3 protein-coding genes are annotated in these 3,698 nt (G+C 72.4%); all 3 read right to left on the reverse strand.

What is annotated here, in order from left to right:
• Positions 1-968 (reverse strand): histidine kinase (locus VH969_RS28030; protein ID WP_331979592.1); only part of this gene is annotated, 968 nt, incomplete at its 3' end.
• A 64-nt stretch (positions 969-1,032) separates the two neighbouring features.
• Complete coding sequence (locus tag VH969_RS28035) at positions 1,033-1,824, reverse strand: alpha/beta fold hydrolase (protein ID WP_331979594.1); 792 nt, start codon at positions 1,822-1,824, stop codon at positions 1,033-1,035.
• A 53-nt stretch (positions 1,825-1,877) separates the two neighbouring features.
• Entirely contained in the window at positions 1,878-3,665 is a 1,788-nt protein-coding gene (locus tag VH969_RS28040; RefSeq protein ID WP_331979596.1) for a sodium/solute symporter, read from the reverse strand.
• Positions 3,666-3,698 lie beyond the last annotated feature (33 nt).

Below are 3,698 nucleotides of genomic sequence, written 5' to 3' on the forward strand. Positions count from 1 at the left end.
TCCACATTGGCCAGACCGACGCTGTCCGTGCCACCCCGGCCGGCGAGGATCTCCTCGGCCAGCGCCGGGTCCATGCCCAGCCCGTCGTCCTCGACGCCGATCACGCAGTCGTTGCCCTCGGCCTCGCCGCGCACCGTGACGTGGCCCGTGCCCGCGCGCGGCTCGATGCCGTGCCGGATCGCGTTCTCCACCAACGGCTGCAGCACCAGGTACGGCAGCGCCACGGCCAGCACCTCGGGCGCCACCCGGACTTGGACGGACAGCCGCTCGCCGAGCACCGCACGCTGCAGCGCCAGGTACGTCTCGATCGCGTGGAACTCGTCCGCGACCGTCGTGTACTCGCCGTGCCGGGCCAGGCTGTACCGGATGTAGTCGGCGAAGTCGATCATCAGCTCGCGTGAGCGGTCCGGCTCCGAGCTCACCAGCGCGGAGATCACGGTCAGCGCGTTGTAGACGAAGTGCGGCGAGATCTCCGCGCGCAAGGCCCGCAGCTCGGCCTGCGCAGCCTGTTCCGCGGACGCCTCCAGCCGGCCTCGCTCCAGTGCCTCGACGATCCAGCCGGCCGCCTCCCGCACCGCCGAGCGCCGCACGGCGCCCGCCACGACCAGCACGCCGGCGAGCTCGTGGTGTACGTGCAGCGGCAGCGCCACGAGCGGCGGTCGGCCGGCCTTCGTCTCGCTGTGCAGGACCTCCTCGACGAGCTCGTGCGCCGCGTGCTCGTCGTCGGGCGGGGCGGGTGCCCAGACCGGGCGACCGGACAGGTCCGCGAGGCCCACGCGGTCGGCCGCCAGCAACCGGCGCACCCCACGCGCGGCGGACCGCACGCCGGAGCCGGCGAGGCCGTCCTTGAGCTCGTCCGCGATGTGCCGGGCGGCGCTCAGCACCGCCACCGGGTCGGGCCGCGACCAGGGCCGCAGGCGCACCCGCGCCGGCGCCGGGTCCGGCGCACGATCCGCGGACACCGCCATCAAGCGCTCCCATCGTCGGCGACCGGGGCTTCGAGGACAAATCGTAAAGGCCGGTTTGCCTGACCTACGAGTGCGACAGGAACGACATTAACGCGGCCCGGAACGCCCCGGGGTCGTCCAGCCACGGAAGGTGACCGGCGTCGGGCAGGGTCACGCGCGTGACCGACGGCAGCGCCTCGGCCAGCGAGTCGACCGCCCAGCGCGGCCGGATGTCCTTCGCGCCGTCGACGATCAAGGTCGGCACGTCCAGCTCGCGGCACGCCGCGACCAGCTCGGCCTCGCGCCAGGTCGCGCGGTCGGCGGTGTTGATCGCGGCGTGGCACTCGTAGTTGATCTCGAGCCAGGGCGTCGCCATGCGCTCGGCGTGCCCGAGGGCGGTCGCCGGATCGGCGAAGTCGGCCGACCAGCGGAGCACGGCCATCTCGCGGTCCTCGTCGACCGTGCGTGCGCGGCCCTGCAGCTCGGTGATCCGCTCGAGGTCGTCGCCAAGGCGGTCGGCGAGGTTCTTCTCGTACTCGTCGTGCCAGTCGAACCCCAGGCCGGTGCCGGAGACGTAGACCAGCGCGCCGACCCGGCCGGGGTTGTCCAACGTGTACCGAAGGGCGAGCTGGGCGCCCCAGGAATGGCCCAGCAGCACCACCTTCTCGAACCCGAAGTGCGCGCGGACCGCGTCGAGGTCGGCCGCCGTGCGGGCCATCGAGTACGGGCCGCGCCGCTCGGAGCGCCCGCAGCCCCGCTGGTCCCAGCGGACCACGCGGAACGCGCCGGAGAGCATCGCGGCGGCGTCGGCGAACATGTCCCACAGGCCAGGCCCGCCGTGGCACACGATCAGCGGCGCGCCCCTGCCGACCGTCATCGCCCACAGCCTGCGTCCGTCGTCCGCGACCACCGGTCGCATCTGAGCCGCCCTCACTTGCGATGCCTCCCGTCGGCCAGTCGGGCGCGCTCCTCCGCCGTGCCGAACCGGGCCACCGCGCGGTCGCGGATGAAGCCCAGCCCGTCCGGGGCGTGCATGCGCAGGCGGATCTGCGCCACGTCCGCGGGCACCCTTTTCTGCGTCGCCTTGCTCACGACGATCACCGTAAGGAACGCGATCGGAACGGTGATCAGCGCGGGCTGCCCCACCATGTCGGGCGCCCAGTTCCCGGTGAACCCGCTGACCGTGTTGAGGACGAGCGAGATCAGCACGAGGCCGCCGCCGACGATCATGCCGGCCGTCGCGCCGACCCAGGTGAGCTTTCGCCACCACACGCCGAGCAGCAGGATCGGGCAGAACGTCGACGCCGCGAGCGCGAACGACATGCCCACGGACAGCGAGATGTCCGAGGGCCGCAGCACGATCGCGAGCGCGAGCGGGGCGCCGCCCGCGATCGCCGTGGCGAAGCGGAAGTCGCGCACCCGGCCGCGCAGCACGTCGGTCGACAGCACGCCGGCCACGCTGACCACGAGCCCGGACGACGTGGACAGGAACGCCGCGAACGCGCCGGCTGTCGTGATCGCGCCGAGGATCTGGCCACCCAGCCCGGGCGCGATCCTGCTCGGCAGCAGCAGCACGGCCGCGTCGGTCTTGCCGGTGACCAGCAGCTCGGGCACGTAGAGCCGGGACAGCGCGCCGATGAGGATCGGGAACAGGTAGAAGAGCGACAGCAGCAGCAGGACGTGCAGGGTCGTGCGGCGGGCGGCGCGGCCGTCGGGGTTGGTGTAGAAGCGGACCAGCACGTGCGGCAGACCCATCGTGCCGAGGAACAGCGCCAGCATCAGCGAGTACGTCGTGAACAGGTCGCCCGACGAGGCAGCCGGGCGCAGCCAGCTCGAGTTGTCGACCGGCGAGCCGACCACCACCGGCACGGACGTGCCCTGGGAGAAGTGCAGCTCGGTCCCGGCGTCGGCGGTGTGGTCGCCCTCGGGCCAGTACACCGTGCCGCCGGCAGGTTCGCCGTCGACCGTGCCCTGGGCGCTCAGGACCGTCGCGTGTTCGACGTGGACCGTGACCGGAGTTTCGATGGTGACGGTGGTGGCGCTGGTGAAGGTGGGCGGCAGGGCCTCGGTCAGCCCGGTGATCTGGCCGCCGCGCGGCCCGCCGTTGCCGATGAAGAGCACGCACATGACGAAGGTCGGCGCCGCGATGGCGAAGAGCTTGAGCCAGTACTGGAACGCCTGCACGACGGTGATCGCGCGCATGCCGCCGCCGAACACGTTGACGATCACGACGATCGTCACGAGCAGCGCGCCGACCCATGTCGGCACCGGCAGGATGTTCGAGATCGAGAGGCCGGCGGCCTGCAGCTGCGGGACGACGTAGAGGATCCCGATGAACACGACGAACGCGGCGGCGAGGCCGCGCAGCGCCCGCGAGCCGAGCCGGGCCTCGCAGAAGTCGGGCAGCGTGTAGGCCCCCGAGCGGCGCAGCGGTGCCGCGACGAAGACCATCAGCGCGAGGTAGCCGGCGGTGAACCCGATCGGATACCAGAGCGCGTCCACCCCGTCCTTGAGCACCAGGCCCGCCACCCCGAGGAAGGACGCGGCGGAAAGGTACTCGCCGGACACCGCGGCGGCGTTCCGGCTGGACCGCACGGCACGCCTGGCGACCAGGAAGTCCGGTGTGGTGCTGGCCAGGCGCGAGCTGCGGTAGCCGATGTAGAACGTGGCGAACGCCACCGTCGAGATGCCCGCCAACGCCCACAGGTTCAGTTCCACAGTGCCTTCTGCCGCCTTCCCGCCTTTCCCGCC

Origin of the sequence: Actinophytocola sp., from assembly GCF_036555685.1 — a bacterium.
In the GTDB taxonomy this organism is placed as follows: domain Bacteria; phylum Actinomycetota; class Actinomycetes; order Mycobacteriales; family Pseudonocardiaceae; genus Actinophytocola.